The sequence below is a fragment of the Acinetobacter boissieri genome (assembly GCF_900096955.1).
Classification (GTDB): Bacteria; Pseudomonadota; Gammaproteobacteria; order Pseudomonadales; family Moraxellaceae; genus Acinetobacter; species Acinetobacter boissieri.
Window position 1 is genome coordinate 1 of sequence record NZ_FMYL01000006.1, and the last position, 17,290, is coordinate 17,290.

Consider the following 17,290-nt stretch of genomic DNA (forward strand, 5'->3'; position numbering starts at 1 on the left):
TACCCATGTGAGAGTAAGTCATCGCCAGCATCTATTCCCTAAAAAGCCCCCGATAAAATCGGGGGCTTTTTTTTATCCCTCAAATTTAAATATAAACACCCACTTCAAAATAATTAGCTCCAATACATCCCCCTTAACTCAGCAAACTCGCCGCTATATTAATACAAATCGCTAAAATCAATGTGTTATATGCAAATGCCAATAACAAATGTAGTGTATTCAAACGCCTCATTCTTGAACTCGTTATCGATACATCCGCTGTCTTCATAAAACTCTGTGCTATGTTTATACATAATTAGACTTTGATTCATCATCTTAACCATGTTAAATATAAAAAATATTTGAAAAACATTGATTGGGTAAAGGAATTCGATATGAGCATAAATAAAGGCATTGCAGTCTATGAAAATAATGCAGAAGCGATTGGTAATACGCCATTAGTTAAAATAAATCGTATTATCACTGGTGGAGCAACTGTTCTTGCTAAAATTGAAAGCCGAAACCCTGCTTTTTCAGTGAAATGTCGTGTTGGAGCAGCACTAATTAAAGATGCTGAAGAACAAGGTATTTTAAAAGCAGGGATGCATATTATTGAACCAACCAGTGGTAATACAGGTATTGCGCTGGCATTTGTTGCAGCAGCGAAAGGTTATTCAATTACTTTAACCATGCCAGCAAGTATGAGTTTAGAGCGTAGAAAAGTACTTAAAGCACTTGGTGCAAATCTTGTGCTTACAGAGCCAAGTAAGGGGATGAAAGGTGCAGTTGATGAGGCCGTACGTTTAGCTAAAGAAAATCCAGAAACATATTTTTTACCACAACAGTTTGAAAACCCTGCTAATCCAAAAATTCATGAAACGACCACTGGCCCTGAAATTTGGGAAGCAACGCATGGTAATGTCGATATTTTAGTATCTGGTGTAGGCACTGGCGGTACAATTACAGGTATATCTTATTACTTTGAAAAAATTAAAGATAAGCCTTTGTATTCTGTAGCAGTAGAGCCTTTAGAATCTCCGATTATTACTCAAACAAAATTGGGTGAAAAAATCACACCCGCACCACATAAAATTCAAGGTATTGGTGCAAACTTCATTCCTAAAAATTTAGATTTAGATATTGTAGATGAGGTATTTACAGTATCTAGTCAAGATGCGATTGATTGGGCGAAGAAATGTGCGACTCAAGAGGGAATTTTAGTAGGTATTTCTTGTGGTGCTGCTTTGGCTGCAACAGCAGAAATTGCAAAACGTCCTGAAAATAAAGATAAGACGATTGTTGTAATTTTACCAGATAGTGGTGAACGTTATTTATCTTCTGTACTGTTTGAAGGCTTATTTGAAGAATAGAGTTTAATAGGGTATGAATTGAAGTCGCTATAGAGGGTATAGCGACCTTTTTATTACTTAGATTTAACAGCAACAGCAGTCATCTCAACCAGTACTTCGGGTGCATAAAGTTTTGCTTCTACGCACGTACGTGCAGGTGGATGTTCGGGATCAATCCATGTATCCCAAACAGCATTCATGGATTGGTAGTCTGTATCTATATCTTTAAGATAGATTGTAACAGAAAGGATATCACGCTTACTTGCGCCCGCATCTGCCAAAAAACGGTCAATGTTGTCTAGGGTTTGTTGTGTTTGTGAGGTGATATCTTTAGATGTATCGTCTGCAAGTTGTCCTGCTAAATGAATAAGGTCACCTGAAATGGCAACTTCACAGAATCTAGAAGTTTTATGTAGTCGAGAAATACTCATAGGTGCGCTCTTTATTTATCATGGATAGAAAGTATGATAATACGAAATAAAAATAGGGTTAAGTCAACAGAGTAATTTATTGCTGTTTTTCTAAATAATGTAAGTAATTATCCCAAATATCTTTTGATGCTGCGTAAACATTGATATCAACATCGCCATCGATACCATCAATATGACCTTGTTTTGTGTATTGCCAAAAAAACCAACTATGTTGCTTTTCAAGTATGGGCGGGGTTGTTTGATAGTGTCGAATCCATAATGATGCAAAACTAAATGTGGAACTTAGAAATAAGTTATAAAAACGGGCAGATGTATAAATAATTGGCTTTTTCCCATAATGCTTTTCAAGTGATTGATATATTGTTTTAATTTCTTGATTAAGCTGTTCTTTGGTGTAGGTACTAATACATTTACTGTCATATTCTATGTCAATGACAGGGGGTAAGTTACTGATCTGATTGGGTACAGTCTTAATAAAATTATTGGCTTGAGTTTTGCCATTACTGCATAAACGATAAAAATGGTATGCACCAACATGAAATCCTTTTTCTTTGGCATTTAACCAGTTTTCTTGAAATTTAGGATCTTGGTAGTCTGTGCCTTCAGTTGCTTTGATATAGACAAATTGGTATTGCTTTGGTGATATTTTTTTCCATTGAATGTTACCTTGGTGGTGTGAAATATCAAAACCTTTAACCGGATAGTCTTGAGCATATAGTGTTGAGCTAAATAGGCATACGATAATAAATAAAGCTTGCCACATGCTAAAAATGATTGCGTTTTGTGTAAGCATGAGCATAAATCCGTAGCCACAAAATAAAGCTGTATTGTGCAATATTCGCACCAAAACTCAATAGAGATTATGTTTTACATGGTGTAGAAATATAGATATAGCCAAAGGGATAATATCAAACCCTAATTAAACGCGAGATACTAACCATTCAGTAAAATTAAAATCTTGTTTATATTTTAATAAGGAAAAAATATGACAATAAATTATACGGAACAAGAAAAACGTCGTCGTATTCAAGGGATTGTTGGTGCGGCTTCGGGCAACTTAGTGGAATGGTTTGATTTTTATATTTATGCAGTATTTGCAGTGTATTTTACACATGCTTTAACTGCACCAGATATGGATGCCACTACAAAGTCGATTTATGTTTGGGGGGTATTTGCTGCCAGTTTCTTTATGCGACCCATAGGAAGTTGGTTATTTGGACGTATTGCTGACCGTCATGGACGTAAAAAATCGATGGTTGTCTCAATTTGCTTTATGGCGGCAAGTTCATTTTTATTTGCACTGTTACCTACTTATGAACAAGTCGGATTATGGGCCCCTTTCTTATTGTTGATGATTCGCTTATTGCAAGGTTTATCTGTAGGTGGAGAGTATGGTGCTGTTGCAACTTATATGAGTGAAATGGGGTTAAAAGGGCAAAGAGGCTTTTTCTCTTCGTTTCAATATGTGACTTTAGCCGGTGGGCAATTACTTGCAAGCCTACTCAGTGTGATTATGCTTGCATTTTTAACGACACAACAGTTAGAGGCAGGTTGGTGGCGATTACCATTTTTTATTGGTGGATGTGCTGCTTTATTGTCTTTGTTGGCTCGTAGTCATTTAGAAGAAACGTTGTCTGTTGAGGTCAAAGATGATGCAAGTCAAAAGGCATCTGGAAGCTTACGTGAGTTACTCAAAAACCATTGGAAATCATTCTTACTCGTTGTTGGTTATACATCGGCAGGGTCATTGGCATTTTATACGATTACTGTATATTCAAAGACTTACTTAACCAATAGTGTGGGTGTGTCTGCACAAACTGCAGGCTACATCATGACAGCAGCATTGTTTGTTTTTATGGTCGTACAACCTGTGTTTGGTATTGTTGCAGACAAAATAGGTACCCGTAAAGTCATGTTAGTTTTTAGTGCAGCATTGGCCATTTGTATTTACCCTATTATGGCAATCGCTATGCCAATGAGTGTGAATTCACCTGTTTTATTGGCAGTATTACTTATTTTTATGATGTTGTTACTGAGCTTTTATACGTCAATTAGTGGTTTGATTAAAGCTGAAATGTTTCCAATGCATGTACGTGCATTGGGGGTCGGTTTTTCCTATGCAGTAGGTAATGCGTTATTTGGTGGTTCTGCACCATCTATTGCTTTACAGTTTAAATCTGCAGGTATGGAAAATATTTTCTTTTTTTATGTGATTGTTATGCTTGTGATTTGTTTTTTATGTAGTTTAGCTTTACCTAAGAAGCCTGAATATTTAGAGAAAGATCACTAACTAAAAATGGTCTTTCAACATTTTTATTACAGCAATTGGAAGTTTCATCAGGTAGATTTATAGATTCTTTAAGTAACAAAATGAGGCATAGAAAATGAAAGATGTTTTAGATTTTTGGTTTTCAAAGTCACATCAACCGCTGTGGTTTAAAAAAGATGATGACTTTGACCAAGCCATTTCTGCACAGTTTTCTATGTTGCATAATCACGCAAAACAGGCAGAGTTATGGTCTTGGCGAAAAACCGCTGAAGGAAGATTGGCTGAAATTATTGTATTAGATCAATTTTCTCGTAATTTGTTTAGAGGGTCTGCACAAGCCTTTGCGCAAGATAGCTTGGCATTGGCTTTAGCACAAGAGGCAGTTGATTTGAAAATGGATCAAGAGCTGTTACCTGAACAACGTGCTTTTTTATATATGCCCTTTATGCATAGCGAGTCAAAAAAGATACATGAATATGCTGTGCAATTATTTACGGCGCTTGGTAATGCCCATAATTTAGATTTTGAATATAAACACCAGGCAATTATTGAAAAATTTGGTCGTTACCCACACCGCAACCAAATTTTAGGACGAGATTCTACAGCTGAGGAGCTTGAGTTTCTAAAACAGCCGAATAGTCATTTTTGATCTCGTATAACTAAATAGATGAATTTACAGGTTGAATTATTTTTTTAAAAAGGATTAAAGTAGACTGATATAAAAAATCTACTTTGATAGACTCAAAATGAGAAATATGTACTTTGTGTGTGCTTGATCAACTACTTAAAGTATCTATAGAGCGATGGTGATTTATTTAAGTACATTTTCAAGCAATAGGTTACAACTTTGATTTGGTTCGTAGAGCTAAATTTAAGATGTATCGGTTTTGAGCGAACGTAAGCTAGATGGAGTATAGCCAAAAAATTTTTTGAATCGGTAGCTAAAATGACTACTTGAACTAAAGCCATAGTTAAGTGCAATGTCGGTGAGTGTCTGATTATTGATTAAAATATCTGTATGAGATTTTTTTAAACGTTGCTGCATGACATATTGGTGTGGTGCGATGCCCATAGAGGCAGTAAATAAATGTGCAAAGTGATATTCACTCAAACCAATAGCCTGCGCTAAGTCACTCAGAGTTAATGCGATATCTAAATGATGATCAACCCATTCAATAATATATTGACGTTGAGATCTGCTAAGCCCACCTTTGATCTGCGGAGTATCCCAACAAATATTGCTATATTTTTTGATGATCTGCATGAGTAAAAGTGTGGCAGCCGTACTCATTTCAAGCTGATTTTCATGCTGTTGCCAATCGTTATGAATAATATAGTGCTGATATAAAAGCATGATTTTTTCATCAAACATAAAGCTTTGTTCATTAAGCATGACTTGGCGTGGTTCTTTATCCCAAATCTGTGTGATGATGCGTTCTATGTGTTGCTGTGTGTAATACAGATGTACGAAAGAAAGATCACCTCGTATATCCCAAGTAGATTCAGTATGTTGTGGCATTAAACAAAAGCGATCTGGTGCACCACCATTTTGCCAGCCATGACGTGTTTTTCGGTAGGTCTCATAACCTCCTTTGATGTATAGGCTAAGGGTATGGTGGTCGCTACAGACTTGTATACGATCTTGATGGTTTGACCAATGTGCCAATTGCATGCCAGAGCCAATTTTTACGGTATTAATTAGCTGTGCATTGAAACGTTGCAAATGGTCTAGGGTCTGATAGGACATGTTTTGGCTCATGAGTCGGGTGTTTTTTCTGTACTTAGTATAAGAGCGTGTATAGAAAAAAAAGCAAGAATATATCAGTACATCGCAAGAATATATAAGATTACTTTAATACCATATATACAATAAAAATAAATAGGTATATGGGGTAATCTGTGAAATTAAATCTCTTTTTATATGCGCTGATTGTTGTGCTTTGGGGAACGACATGGAGTGCGATTACGCTACAACAAAGTAGTCATATTGCACCAGAAGTTGCTGTATTTTGGCGTTTTTTTATTTCGGCAATGATTTTACTACTCGGCTTAATTCTAACGAAAAAATTAGCACAATTATCTTTTCAAGATCATCTTTGGTGTGCGTTGCAAGGGTGTTTAATTTTTGGTTTTAATTTCTTTTGTTTTTATCAAGCGGTTAATTATATTAATAGTGGTTTAGAAGCTGTTATTTTCTCTATGGCAGTATTGTTCAATACGCTAAATAGTAAGTTGTTTTTTAAGCAACCCATTCGATTACGCTTTTATCCTGCTGTAGTTTTTGGATTTTTGGGTATGATTGCGTTGTTTTGGCATGATCTGCAAGGAACATACTTTAAATTAGATACGTTAAAAGGGATTGTATTGTGCTTAGTGGGAACGTATGGGTTTTCTTTAGGGAATATGTTAAGTCTATATCACCAAAAAAAAGGCAATCCGATACTTACAACCACAGCATATGCCATGTCATATGGAATGTTAGTGATGTTATTTTTGAGTCTTATACAAGGCCATGATTTATTTCCAACCCTTACAGCAGTGTCTTTACTTTCGATCGTTTATTTGGCTGTTTTTGGATCAGTCATTGGATTTTGTGCGTATTTCTTTTTAATTGGACGTATTGGTGCAGGAAATGCAGCCTACAGCACACTGATTTTTCCTTTAATTGCTTTGTTGTTAGCAACTTATTTTGAGGGCTATACATGGCACAGTAATGCGGTGATTGGCATTATTTGTATTTTGATTGGTAATGCAATTTTCTTTATCCCTTTTGAGCGAATCTGGCGATATATGAAACAGCATGCTTAATCAGTTTTTAACCACAATAGAATCTATGCCACTATTTTGTAGTAATTGTTGTGCATTGAGTGCATTTTGTTGGTTTAAATATGGCCCAGAAATAACACGGTACCACGTTTGACCATGCTCATTAAGAGTGATGACATTGGCAGGAAGCTTATTCATTAAAATTTCTGAGCGCCGTGCATCTGCACTGTCTGGGTCACTAAAGCTTTTAATTTGTAGAAAATAGGCCGTTATGGGGGTATCTGAAGCCGTTGCAGGGTCTGAAGCAATCGCTGTAGATACAATGATACTGTTTGTATTTATTTGTGATTTAGGAATGGCTTGTTCTGGAATAGGCGTCACTTGTTGCTTTGGAAGCTGTTCATAAAAGCGATAATCATGGTTAGTTTCTTGGTTGGCTGGCTTCGTGTCTATCACTTGTGTATTTACGGGTGCCCACGGTTTCCAAAATGCAAACGCAACAACAATACAAATTAAAATAAAAAACACCACTGCCGTACCTGCCCATACTGGAAGTAGAGCAGGTTTGGGGTGTTTCGGTTTTTCAGAAATGCAGCGTTGCGTTTTGCCAAACACGAGTTTTTCCTTTTTATCACATACTTTCAGGTGCAGATACGCCTAAGAGCGTCAAACCATTACGTAGTACTTGCTGTACGTTTATCGAAAGCAACAAACGTGCTTGAGTTAACGCTAAATCATCATTGAGTACTTTATGTTCGTTATACCATGCATGAAATAGTGCTGCGAGTTCTTTGAGATAGTTCCCCACTTGATGTGGTTCATAGCTACTTGCTGCACGGCGAATCACATCTGGGTAAGCTGCTAATTTGGCCAAAATGGCTTCTTCTGCAGCTAAGTCCAGACGTGCTACATGGTTTTGAGCTTCTTCTATACTAAACACGATTGCTGTATTTTTTGCTTTTTCGAGCATACGGCAAATACGTGCATGTGCATATTGAATATAGTACACAGCATTGTCTTTACTTTGAGAAACAGCAAGGTCTAAGTCAAAGTCAATGTGCTGTTCACTTTTACGCATGACATAGTAAAAACGTGCGGCATCATTGCCCACTTCTTTACGTAAATCACGAAGGGTCACAAATTGGCCAGAACGAGAAGACATCTGTAACATCTGACCGCCACGCCATAGGCTGACAAACTGTACCAATAAAATGGTCAGTTTTGACGAATCATAACCCAATGCATCAATGGCTGCTTTAACACGTGTGATATAACCATGGTGGTCTGAACCCCAAATATTGACCAAATGGGTAAAGCCACGTTGTAGCTTGTTGAGATGATAGGCAATATCTGACGCAAAATAAGTCGGTTGACCATTACGGCGTTTCACAACACGGTCTTTTTCATCGCCAAAAGCAGTTGCCTTAAACCAGATATTACCGTCTTGCTCATATAAGAAGCCACGTTGCTCGAGTGTTTCTAGTGCTTCATCAATTTTATCTGCCAAAGTGGCTTCACTAAACCATTGATTAAATGTCACACCAAATTCGCCTAGGTCATCTTTAATGTCTTCTAAAATGGCATGTAAGGCGGCTTGATGGAAAATGCGGTAATTATGCCCAAGCAACTGTTGTGCATTGGCAATTAAACCGTCAATGTGTTTCTCTTTGTCGCCAGAAAGTACTACTTTATTACCTTCAGCATCGAGAGCTTCAGCATATTGCACATCTTCAGGTACATTATTGTAAACGTCAGCGACTGCAAAAACATATTCTTGGCCATCTTGGTCAAGAATACTTTGTGCAATCTCTTTCACATACTCGCCTTGATATGTGTTTTTAGGAAAAACCAGTGTTTGTCCACATAGCTCTAGGTAGCGTAAATAGGTTGATGTAGCCAAAATATCCATTTGACGGCCTGCATCATTGACATAGTATTCACGTTCAACGTTTGCACCAGTGGCTTCTAAAATATTGGCAATCGTCATGCCATACGCAGCACCACGACCATGCCCAACATGTAGGCTTGACGTTGGGTTAGCAGACACAAATTCGATTTGTATACGCTCGTCTTTATTGTCTTGGCTTTGCCCAAACTTTTCTTTTTCTGTTTGAATTAATTCGAGTACTGCATAGCGTTCATCTGCATTTAAAAAGAAGTTAATAAACCCCGGACCTGCAATTTCAGCTTTGCTAATTTCAGGCATTTGAGGTAATGCATTTAGAATTTTTTCTGCTAAATCGCGTGGTCGCATACCTGCAGCTTTTGATGCCACCATCGCAATATTTGACGCAAAGTCGCCGTGACTTCGGTCTTTAGTTCGCGTAAGTTGGCTAATATTTTTCCACTCAGAAGGCAGAATGTCTTGTGCAATAAGTGTTTGCACTGCATGGTCTAAAGCTGCTTGTATGGCCGTATTCATATTATTCAAAAAAGCTGTGGCATTTAAAGTGCTAAATATAGCAAATTTAGCATCATTTAGGGGAAACGATTTATAGCACTTTGGTGCAATTTTTGCGTAGGGTGGGAATCTATTGCTATTCAGATTGACAAATACCAAAGATTTTATTAATGTTATGTTATAAAGTAACAATGTTATTAATATTTGGAATATGATTATGAGAGACAATATTCACCCGCAATATCAAAAGGTATTATTTCATGACACCAATGCAGATATATATTTTGTGATTGGTTCGACCATGCAACCGAGTCAGAAAAAAGTGTACGAAGGGGTAGAATACCCTTATGTAACCTTAGATATTTCCAGTGCATCACATCCGTTTTACACGGGTGAAATGCGTCAAACGAGTACAGATGGTCGTGTGGCGAACTTCAATCGTAAATTTGCCCGTTTTTCGAAAAAGAAAGCAGACTAAATCGCTGTACTTTAACCACAAAAATCTTTTGCCCTTAAATGATTTTGCATGATTTAAGGGCATTTTTTTTGCCTGGTGGTGTACAATGAAGCAACCTATTTTGCTTGAGAGCATATCAGGTGGCATTTTTATTGATTAGCAACGCAATGACAATGTATTTTAGCCAACCTCTGAGAGAAAGTTATGAGTGCAGATTTATCGCAGAAACGTCCACTTTATATTCCTTATGCGGGAAATTCATTGCTTGAATTGCCTTTACTTAACAAAGGCTCTGCATTCGGTGAAGATGAACGTACACGCTTCAATCTACATGGTTTACTTCCTCATGTTGTAGAAACCATTGAAGAGCAAAGTCAGCGTGCTTATCAACAATACAGTGCATTCAATAGTGACATTAATAAACATATTTATTTAAGAAATATTCAAGACACCAATGAAACGCTGTTTTTTAGAGTCCTTCAAGACCATTTAGCAGAAATGTTGCCCATTATTTATACGCCGACTGTGGGTGAGGCGTGCCAACGTTTTTCTGATATTTACCGCCGTCATCGTGGGGTATTTATTTCTTACCCTGACCGTCACCATGTTGATGATATCTTACAAAATGTAAATCGCAAAAATGTCAAAGTCATTGTGATCACGGATGGTGAGCGTATTTTAGGTTTAGGTGACCAAGGTATTGGTGGTATGGGGATTCCGATTGGTAAATTGTCGCTATATACCGCATGTGGTGGTATTAGCCCTGCATATACCTTACCTATTACCATTGATGTAGGAACGAATAACCAACAATTACTGAATGACCCAATTTACATGGGGTGGCGTCAACCCCGTATTGCGGGTGATGAGTACTATGATTTTGTTGATGAAGTGATTCGTAGTGCACGCCGTCGTTGGCCCAAAGCCCTTATTCAGTTTGAAGATTTTGCACAAAAAAATGCTTTACCTTTATTGAATAAGTACCGTGACCAGATTTGTTGTTTTAATGATGACATTCAAGGAACAGCTGCAGTATCTGTGGGCAGTTTAATTGCCGCCAGTCGTGCTGCAGGTAAATCATTGAAAGATCAAACGATTGCATTTTTAGGTGCAGGTTCGGCAGGGTGTGGTATTGCTGAGCAAATCGTCGCGCAAATGATGGCAGAAGGTTTAACCGACGAACAAGCACGTGCCCGTGTATTTATGGTGGATCGCTTTGGTTTAATTACCGACAATCAGCCGAATGTACTCGACTTCCAAAAGAAATTGGCACAAAAAGCAGCTATAGTTGAAACATGGGTAAATCCAACAGAAGTGATTTCATTGCTTGATGTGGTGAAACATGCCAAACCAACAGTGTTGATTGGTGTATCTGGACAACCCGGTTTATTTACTGAAGAAATTGTACGGACTATGGGTATGCATTGTACTCGTCCGATTATTTTTCCATTATCTAATCCAACTTCACGTGCAGAAGCTGTGCCTGCAGATTTAATTCAATGGACAGAAGGCCGTGCTTTAATTGCAACAGGTAGTCCATTTGCGCCTGTAAATTATCAAGGGCAACTTTATAATATTGCACAGTGCAATAATTCTTATATTTTCCCCGGTATTGGTTTAGGTGTTATTGCATCGGGTGCAACACGAGTCACAGATAGCATGTTAATGGCATCTAGTAATGCTTTAGCAGATTGTTCACCATTGTTACATGACACGCATGGCGACTTACTGCCTGATGTAAAACTTATCAAAGATGTTTCACGTAAAATTGCGTTCGATGTTGCAAAAGCAGCAATTGCTGCTGGCGTTGCTCCTGCAATTTCTGATGAAATTTTGACAAAAAATATTCAAGATAACTTCTGGACACCTGAATATCGTCAATATAAACGTGTACCGTTTTAATGTATTAATTTTCTAGGGTATTGAAAATGAGCAGTGAAAAGCAAAAAAGTCATAAAGGCTGGATGGGTGTAGGTATTGCTGTTGTTTTTGCAATATTTTTTCTAGGATTCTTATTTTTGTCAGTGCAACAAGATACAACGAAAGTCAATAAGTATGCCAAAACATGGGCAGGTGATGCTGCATCAGAACCTATGGCGAGCATGCCAATGGGGCATGATGGTATGAATCATGGTGGCCATGAACACGGTAAGTAAAGTAAAAAAAGAGGTGATAGAAATATCACCTCTTTTTTTTAAAAGATATTTTAATTCAAGTGATTGTTTTGAGTTAAGTGGTTTTTATGCTTGGGAATATCACGCTTTTTAGTTGCTTTTTTTAAGGGCAGGTATATGATAATTGCCACTTATTCAAGTAACCGATTCTTCGGGTATCGTGATTTATAAAAGAGTCAGTTACAACTCATGTTGAATAAATACAACCACTCGGTTGGAAAAAATAGCGGGCAGTGAATGTATACATCACAATACAGGCCCAATATCTGTGATGTATCGCTTCGACTGCCTAAAAACTATGAAAAGGTCAAGGAATATATGTCAAACCTTTCTTACGCAAACGAAAACACTAATGCTTGGCAAACGTATCTCGCACAGATTGATCGTGTTGCACCCTATCTTGGCGATTTAAGCAATTATTTAGACACACTTAAGCGACCAAAGCGCGCATTAATTGTTGATGTACCCATTGTGATGGATGATGGCTCGATCCAACACTTTGAAGGCTATCGTGTTCAACATAACCTATCTCGTGGGCCTGGTAAGGGCGGTATTCGTTATCACCCAAGTGTTGACTTAAATGAAGTGATGGCACTGTCTGCATGGATGACGATTAAAACAGCAGTACTTAACCTTCCTTTTGGTGGTGCAAAAGGGGGCGTACGTGTTGACCCAAGAAAACTTTCAACACGTGAGCTTGAGCGTTTAACCCGTCGTTTTACAACTGAAATTAGTCCAATCATTGGCCCTCAAAAAGATATTCCTGCACCAGATGTTGGTACAAACCCGAATATTATGGGTTGGATGATGGATACTTATTCAACAGCTCAAGGTCATACTGTTACAGGTGTTGTAACAGGTAAGCCTGTGCATTTGGGTGGTTCACTTGGCCGTGTTCGTGCAACAGGCCGTGGTGTGTTTGTGACTGGTGTAGAAGCCGCTAAAAAAATTGGACTATCTATTGAAGGTAGTAAAGTGGTTGTGCAAGGTTTTGGGAACGTGGGTAGCGAAGCTGCTTATCTATTTAACCAAGCGGGTGCGAAAGTCGTTGCTGTACAAGATCATACAGGTACTATTTTTGCGGTAGATGGGTTAGATGTCAAAGCACTACAAAAATATGTTGAAGAGCATCATGGTGTTGCTGGCTTTACAACTGCAAAAGCGATAGACAATGAAGCCATGTGGGACGTGGATATGGATATTTTCATACCTGCTGCCTTGGAAGGTCAGATTACGGTGGCGAGAGCCGAGCGTTTAACTGCTAAAATGGTACTAGAAGGCGCAAATGGCCCAACCTACCCTGAAGCAGACGATGCCTTAATTGCTCGTGGTGTAACCATTGTACCCGATGTGATTTGTAATGCAGGCGGCGTAACTGTCAGTTACTTTGAATGGGTACAAGACATGGCAAGCTACTTCTGGAGCGAAGATGAAATTAATGAGCGTCTAGATAAGCTCATGGTGAATGCCGTTGCAGATGTTTGGAACACAGCGACAGAAAAAGGCTGTAGTTTGCGTACAGCAGCCTATATTTTGGCATGCGAGCGTATTTTAAAAGCTCGTAAAGAGCGTGGTATTTTTCCAGGTTAATAAAAAAGCCATCTAAATACACATTTAGGCTATGAAATCATGGCCTAAATGCTAATATCAGGGTCAGAGATATTATTTTTATCAAATGCACATTTATGTGCTGAGTTGAGGTTGGCATGCAAGATCAAATTCAAAGACATCATTTTGACGACTATATGGTACCTGTGTTTTCACCTGCACAATTTGTACTAACACATGGTCGGGGCTCTCGTATTTGGGACCAAAATGACAAAGAATATATTGATTTTGCAGGCGGTATTGCTGTGAATGCCTTGGGCCATGCTCACCCTGTTGCAGTCAATGCATTGACAGAACAAGCGCAAAAATTATGGCATGTGAGTAATGTGTATACCAATGAGCCTGTATTGCGTTTGGCGAAAAATTTAGTAGAACATACTTTTGCCGATAAAGTCTTTTTTGCTAACTCGGGTGCAGAAGCCAACGAAGCGGCACTAAAGTTGGCTCGTAAAGTAGGATTAAACAGTGGCCAAACGGATAAAAATCAAATTGTAGCATTTAAAAATGCTTTTCATGGTCGTACTTTGTTTACCGTGACTGCAGGTGGTCAGCCAAAATATTCACAAGACTTTGCACCATTGCCTGCAAATATTGAACATGTCGATTATAACGACTTAGATGCAGCATTGGCTGTGATTGGTGAAAAAACCTGTGCGGTCATTGTTGAGCCAATTCAAGGTGAAGGCGGGGTTGTACCTGCCACTATTGAGTTTCTACAGGGCTTGCGTCGTCGTTGTGATGAAGTGGGTGCAGTATTAATTTTTGATGAAGTGCAAACAGGTGTTGGCCGTACAGGCGCACTGTATGCTTATATGAATACAGGTGTTACCCCAGATATTTTAACCACTGCCAAAGCACTAGGTGGCGGTTTCCCTATTGGGGCCATGATTACCACAGACCATTATGCAAGCCAATATGCGATTGGTGATCATGGTACAACCTATGGTGGTAACCCACTTGGCTGTGCAGTTGCGAATGCAGTATTTGAATATGTGAATCGCCCAGAAACATTAGACGGCGTAAAACAGCGTTCTGAGCAGTTTTTTACAAGTTTAAAAGTACTGAATGACAAATATGCAGTGTTTGAACAGGTACGTGGTCAAGGCCTCCTCATTGGTTGTGTTTTAAATGCCAAATACGCAGGTCGCGCTAAAGATATTATGACTTTGTGTGCAGAACACGGTTTATTAGTGCTGATTGCAGGGCCAAATGTGATTCGTTTTGCACCTGCACTGGTGATTACTGATGAAGAAGTAGCCACAGGTTTGGCACGTTTTGAACAGGCTTTAGCAGGTTTTACCACAGCTTAATTATACAAGGTGGGTTTAGCATGATGAGAGTGCGACACGCCGAGCAACGTGATTTAAATGACATTTACACTTTAGCAAAGAAGTCAGGCATTGGTCTGACTTCTTTGCCTGAAAATGAAGATGCATTAATTGCCAAACTTGCTCGTACAGAACAAACACGTCAAGGCCACTTGGAAAAAAGTGAACAAGGCTATTTATTCGTTTTAGAAGACACCACACAGCAAAAAGTCGTGGGTGTGAGCGGTATAGAAGTTGCGGTTGGATTGATTGAACCCTTCTATAACTTTCATGTGGGTAAACAGGTACATGCATCTAAAGCACTGAATGTATATCAGTCACTCAACACCTTATTTCTAAGTAATGACCACACAGGTTCAAGTGAGCTATGTACGCTATTTTTAGACCCCGAGTTTAGAAAAAATCAAAACGGTAAATTTCTTTCTAAAATACGCTTTTTATTTATTGCAGCCTTTCAGCAAAAATTTGAACAAAAATTAATTGCAGAAATGCGTGGTTATAGTGATGAAAACGGCTACTCACCATTTTGGTCTGCGCTGGGTCATCACTTCTTTAATATGCCTTTTTCAAAAGCGGACTATTTAAGCGGTGTTGGGCAGAAAGTATTTATTGCCGAGTTAATGCCACGCTTTCCTGTTTATGTTGACCTACTGCCAAAAGAAGCGCAACAAGTGATTGGGCAAGTGCATGAGCATACACGCCCCGCATATCGCTTATTGGAAACTGAAGGTTTAAAGTATCAAGGCTATGTTGATATTTTTGATGCAGGGCCGACCATAGAAGCCAATATAGATGACTTACGTGCGGTGCGTGACAGTAAACAACGCCGTGTCATTATACAAGAAACACAAACACCATTAGATGCTCCACGTTTCATGGTAGCCAACGATGACTATAAAAACTATTGTGCCATTTTAGTTGAAGCTGAAATGGATTTAGAACATATTTATTTAACCCAGATACAAGCCCAACAATTACACGTGGAGGTGGGCAGCCATGTGCGGATATTGCCATTAAATACTTAGGAGCATTACAGCATGCAACACGGCAAAATGTTTATAGATGGGCAATGGTTGCCTGCACAAGGTCAAGCTTTTGAAAAAAAAGATCCTGTGAGCCATGCTTTAGTGTGGTCAGGTCATGAAGCGACCACACATGATGTACAGTCTGCTTGTATCGCGGCTCGTCAAGCATTTCCATCATGGGCACGCTTAGCTGTATCTGAACGTATAAAAACAATAGAAAAATTTGCAGTACTACTGACTGAACATAAACAGCAATTGGCCGAAACCATTAGCCAAGAAACAGGTAAACCACTGTGGGAGTCTTTGACTGAAGTACAGTCTATGGTGGGTAAAGTTGCCATTTCTATTCGTGCTTACCATGAACGTACAGGCGAACATAGCCAAGATATGGCAGGTGGTCGTGCATCATTAAGACATAGACCGCATGGCGTATTGGCCGTTTTTGGCCCATATAATTTTCCGGGTCACTTGCCGAATGGTCATATTGTTCCTGCACTGATTGCAGGCAATGCTGTAGTGTTTAAACCGAGCGAGCTCACGCCACGTACCGCTGAAGAAACCGTAAAACTATGGCAACTGGCAGGCTTGCCAAACGGCGTACTTAATCTGGTACAAGGCGGTCGCAGTACAGGTGAAGCTTTAGCCAATGCCCTAGATATAGATGGCTTACTGTTTACAGGCAGTGCCAATACAGGGTATCACTTGCATCAGCAGTTTTCTGGTCGTCCCGATAAAATTTTAGCCTTAGAAATGGGTGGTAACAATGCGCTCATTATTGATGAAATAGCGCATTTAGATGCTGTCGTGCATTTGGCCATTCAGTCGGCATTTATTTCAGCAGGTCAGCGTTGTACCTGTGCACGCCGTATTTTAGTGAAAGAAGGTGCGATAGGTGATGCATTTGTGGCACGTTTTATTGACGTGGCTAAACAACTAAAAGTCGGTGCTTGGAACAGTGAGCCTGCACCATTTATGGGAGGGGTGATTTCATCACATGCCGCAGATCAGCTCATGCAAGTACAGCAACAATTAATTGATCTAGGTGCAAAATCACTTTTAAAAATGACACGCCCAAACCCAGACAATGCTTTATTGACTGCGGGTATTTTAGAGGTAACAGACATCTCAAATATTCCAGATGAGGAGTACTTTGGCCCACTGACTAAAATTTACCGTTATATCGACTTTGATGAAGCACTTAAGCTTGCCAATCAGACCAGATTTGGCTTGGCTATTGGTTTAGTTTCGCCAAATAAAGCAGACTTTGAACGATTGGTGCTGGAAGCACGTGCGGGTATTGTCAATTGGAATAAACCACTGACAGGTGCATCGAGTGCAGCACCTTTTGGTGGTGTGGGTGCATCGGGGAATCATCGTGCCAGTGCATTTTATGCGGCAGATTATTGTGCATGGCCAATGGCATCACTTGAAGAAGACCATGTGAGCCTACCTGCAACATTAAGCCCGGGTATTCAACTATAAAAATAGATTTACAGGAGTGTT

General features: G+C 39.1%; 16 protein-coding genes and 1 pseudogene. 11 read left to right on the plus strand and 6 right to left on the minus strand.

The window, feature by feature from the left end:
• Nucleotides 1-133: 133 nt before the first annotated feature.
• Nucleotides 134-265, minus strand: a pseudogene (locus BLS38_RS06960) (DUF1345 domain-containing protein); the annotation flags it as partial.
• Nucleotides 266-374: 109 nt separating this feature from the next.
• Between BLS38_RS06960 and cysK the strand changes: the two are divergent.
• Nucleotides 375-1,349, plus strand: a complete 975-nt coding sequence (gene cysK / locus BLS38_RS06965) for a cysteine synthase A (protein ID WP_092748053.1) — start codon at nt 375-377, stop codon at nt 1,347-1,349.
• Nucleotides 1,350-1,402: 53 nt separating this feature from the next.
• Here the strand turns inward: cysK and BLS38_RS06970 are convergent, their stop codons facing one another.
• Nucleotides 1,403-1,759: a RidA family protein gene (locus BLS38_RS06970; RefSeq protein WP_092748055.1), complete on the minus strand. Its 357-nt coding sequence runs from the start codon at nt 1,757-1,759 to the stop codon at nt 1,403-1,405.
• Between the two features lie 76 nt (nt 1,760-1,835).
• The gene (locus tag BLS38_RS06975) at nt 1,836-2,522 is read right to left on the minus strand and encodes a glycoside hydrolase family 25 protein (protein ID WP_244518234.1); all 687 of its coding nucleotides are present in this window, start codon (nt 2,520-2,522) and stop codon (nt 1,836-1,838) included.
• Nucleotides 2,523-2,750: 228 nt separating this feature from the next.
• On the opposite strand from BLS38_RS06975, the gene BLS38_RS06980 reads away from it, so the two are divergent.
• Both BLS38_RS06980 and BLS38_RS06985 read left to right on the plus strand, forming a co-directional pair.
• Nucleotides 2,751-4,049, plus strand: a complete 1,299-nt coding sequence (locus tag BLS38_RS06980; protein ID WP_092748370.1) for an MFS transporter — start codon at nt 2,751-2,753, stop codon at nt 4,047-4,049.
• A gap of 94 nt (nt 4,050-4,143) precedes the next feature.
• Nucleotides 4,144-4,677, plus strand: a complete 534-nt coding sequence (locus BLS38_RS06985; protein WP_092748059.1) for a DUF924 family protein — start codon at nt 4,144-4,146, stop codon at nt 4,675-4,677.
• A gap of 222 nt (nt 4,678-4,899) precedes the next feature.
• Here the strand turns inward: BLS38_RS06985 and BLS38_RS06990 are convergent, their stop codons facing one another.
• Nucleotides 4,900-5,775, minus strand: a complete 876-nt coding sequence (locus BLS38_RS06990) for a helix-turn-helix transcriptional regulator (protein WP_092748061.1) — start codon at nt 5,773-5,775, stop codon at nt 4,900-4,902.
• A gap of 152 nt (nt 5,776-5,927) precedes the next feature.
• Between BLS38_RS06990 and BLS38_RS06995 the strand changes: the two genes are divergently transcribed.
• Nucleotides 5,928-6,836 carry a DMT family transporter gene (locus tag BLS38_RS06995; protein ID WP_092748063.1) on the plus strand — a complete coding sequence of 303 codons (909 nt, stop codon included), beginning with the start codon at nt 5,928-5,930 and terminating at the stop codon, nt 6,834-6,836.
• Here the strand turns inward: BLS38_RS06995 and BLS38_RS07000 are convergent, their stop codons facing one another.
• Entirely contained in the window at nt 6,837-7,409 is a 573-nt protein-coding gene (locus BLS38_RS07000; RefSeq protein ID WP_092748065.1) for an SPOR domain-containing protein, read from the minus strand.
• Nucleotides 7,410-7,425: 16 nt separating this feature from the next.
• Nucleotides 7,426-9,216, minus strand: coding sequence for an arginine--tRNA ligase (gene argS, locus BLS38_RS07005; protein ID WP_092748067.1), 1,791 nt, complete (start codon nt 9,214-9,216; stop codon nt 7,426-7,428).
• Nucleotides 9,217-9,412: 196 nt separating this feature from the next.
• Between argS and BLS38_RS07010 the strand changes: the two genes are divergently transcribed.
• The 7 genes from BLS38_RS07010 (at nt 9,413) to astD (ending at nt 17,269) form a co-directional block, all read left to right on the plus strand.
• Nucleotides 9,413-9,673, plus strand: a complete 261-nt coding sequence (locus BLS38_RS07010; RefSeq protein WP_092748069.1) for a type B 50S ribosomal protein L31 — start codon at nt 9,413-9,415, stop codon at nt 9,671-9,673.
• Nucleotides 9,674-9,856: 183 nt separating this feature from the next.
• Nucleotides 9,857-11,554, plus strand: a complete 1,698-nt coding sequence (locus BLS38_RS07015; protein WP_092748071.1) for an NAD-dependent malic enzyme — start codon at nt 9,857-9,859, stop codon at nt 11,552-11,554.
• 26 nt (nt 11,555-11,580) lie between these two features.
• A complete protein-coding gene (locus BLS38_RS07020; protein WP_092748073.1) occupies nt 11,581-11,808 on the plus strand; it encodes a hypothetical protein in 228 nt (75 codons plus the stop codon).
• Nucleotides 11,809-12,144: 336 nt separating this feature from the next.
• Nucleotides 12,145-13,416 carry a Glu/Leu/Phe/Val family dehydrogenase gene (locus tag BLS38_RS07025; protein WP_092748075.1) on the plus strand — a complete coding sequence of 424 codons (1,272 nt, stop codon included), beginning with the start codon at nt 12,145-12,147 and terminating at the stop codon, nt 13,414-13,416.
• Between the two features lie 116 nt (nt 13,417-13,532).
• Complete coding sequence (astC, locus tag BLS38_RS07030) at nt 13,533-14,744, plus strand: acetylornithine/succinylornithine family transaminase (protein ID WP_092748077.1); 1,212 nt, start codon at nt 13,533-13,535, stop codon at nt 14,742-14,744.
• Nucleotides 14,745-14,764: 20 nt separating this feature from the next.
• The gene (astA, locus tag BLS38_RS07035) at nt 14,765-15,787 is read left to right on the plus strand and encodes an arginine N-succinyltransferase (protein WP_092748079.1); all 1,023 of its coding nucleotides are present in this window, start codon (nt 14,765-14,767) and stop codon (nt 15,785-15,787) included.
• A 27-nt stretch (nt 15,788-15,814) separates the two neighbouring features.
• Entirely contained in the window at nt 15,815-17,269 is a 1,455-nt protein-coding gene (gene astD / locus BLS38_RS07040) for a succinylglutamate-semialdehyde dehydrogenase (RefSeq protein ID WP_425283476.1), read from the plus strand.
• Nucleotides 17,270-17,290 lie beyond the last annotated feature (21 nt).

Excerpts from the sequence above, each read along its gene's own strand:
- cysK (WP_092748053.1), top strand. The coding sequence starts at position 375 with ATGAGCATAAATAAAGGCATTGCAGTCTATGAAAATAATGCAGAAGCG.
- BLS38_RS06970 (WP_092748055.1), bottom strand. The coding sequence starts at position 1,759 with ATGAGTATTTCTCGACTACATAAAACTTCTAGATTCTGTGAAGTTGCC.
- BLS38_RS06975 (WP_244518234.1), bottom strand. The coding sequence starts at position 2,522 with ATGTGGCAAGCTTTATTTATTATCGTATGCCTATTTAGCTCAACACTA.
- BLS38_RS06985 (WP_092748059.1), top strand. The coding sequence starts at position 4,144 with ATGAAAGATGTTTTAGATTTTTGGTTTTCAAAGTCACATCAACCGCTG.
- BLS38_RS06990 (WP_092748061.1), bottom strand. The coding sequence starts at position 5,775 with ATGTCCTATCAGACCCTAGACCATTTGCAACGTTTCAATGCACAGCTA.
- argS (WP_092748067.1), bottom strand. The coding sequence starts at position 9,216 with ATGAATACGGCCATACAAGCAGCTTTAGACCATGCAGTGCAAACACTT.
- BLS38_RS07010 (WP_092748069.1), top strand. The coding sequence starts at position 9,413 with ATGAGAGACAATATTCACCCGCAATATCAAAAGGTATTATTTCATGAC.
- BLS38_RS07015 (WP_092748071.1), top strand. The coding sequence starts at position 9,857 with ATGAGTGCAGATTTATCGCAGAAACGTCCACTTTATATTCCTTATGCG.
- BLS38_RS07020 (WP_092748073.1), top strand. The coding sequence starts at position 11,581 with ATGAGCAGTGAAAAGCAAAAAAGTCATAAAGGCTGGATGGGTGTAGGT.
- BLS38_RS07025 (WP_092748075.1), top strand. The coding sequence starts at position 12,145 with ATGTCAAACCTTTCTTACGCAAACGAAAACACTAATGCTTGGCAAACG.
- astC (WP_092748077.1), top strand. The coding sequence starts at position 13,533 with ATGCAAGATCAAATTCAAAGACATCATTTTGACGACTATATGGTACCT.
- astA (WP_092748079.1), top strand. The coding sequence starts at position 14,765 with ATGATGAGAGTGCGACACGCCGAGCAACGTGATTTAAATGACATTTAC.
- astD (WP_425283476.1), top strand. The coding sequence starts at position 15,815 with ATGTTTATAGATGGGCAATGGTTGCCTGCACAAGGTCAAGCTTTTGAA.